Origin of the sequence: Parendozoicomonas verongulae, assembly GCF_009711465.1 — a bacterium.
Classification (GTDB): domain Bacteria; phylum Pseudomonadota; class Gammaproteobacteria; order Pseudomonadales; family Endozoicomonadaceae; genus Sansalvadorimonas; species Sansalvadorimonas verongulae.
The window spans coordinates 1-546 of sequence record NZ_SMME01000322.1 but is presented as its reverse complement, the minus strand read 5'-3'; the positions used below and the strand labels follow the sequence as shown (position 1 = coordinate 546).

At 51.6% G+C, this 546-nt stretch carries 1 protein-coding gene; it reads right to left on the bottom strand.

The window, feature by feature from the left end; all coding sequences use genetic code 11:
- The coding region (locus tag E1189_RS00560; protein ID WP_196220859.1) for a type I restriction-modification system subunit M N-terminal domain-containing protein at nucleotides 1–329 on the bottom strand (329 nt) is incomplete at its 3' end.
- Between the last annotated feature and the right edge of the window lie 217 nt (nucleotides 330–546).

The following is a 546-nucleotide window of genomic DNA, read 5'->3' as shown; positions in this document are numbered from 1 at the left end:
TAGCTGTTGCGGGCTTCAATATCGGCAAAGGCTTCGTCGATAGCTTCACCGATATTCTCGGTATGGCTGATGATCTCACTCCAGCGGGCATGCTCCGGCACGTAGTGGTCGCCATCTTCCTGCTCAAGTTCTATGGCCTCCTCACGGGAGCAGTCTTCCTCATCCATGATGGCGGTGATGCGCTCTTCAAATACGTCGTTAAACCGCTTCAGGAAGATCAGGCCGAAGATGTAGTTTTTGAAGTCGGAGCTGTCGATGGAACCGCGCATGATGTTGGCGGATTCCCACAGCCAGCCTTCAAGGGTTTCCAGGGTGAGTTTTTGTGTCATGGGGACTTGAGTAACCGGGTTTGGCGTTATCCTGAGGGGCAGATAACGGCTTATAAATAATGGGGGAAGAGTACCCCATTGGGGTAGGGAGAGGAATAGGTTTAGGCTTGCCAGCGGACTGGAGCGCTATGAGTCTATATCCAGAATGAGTGCGCGCGATCTTGCTGTTGAGCTTTCATATCGGGCAGAGTGCCTAAAAGAGAGCTTAAAACATGAA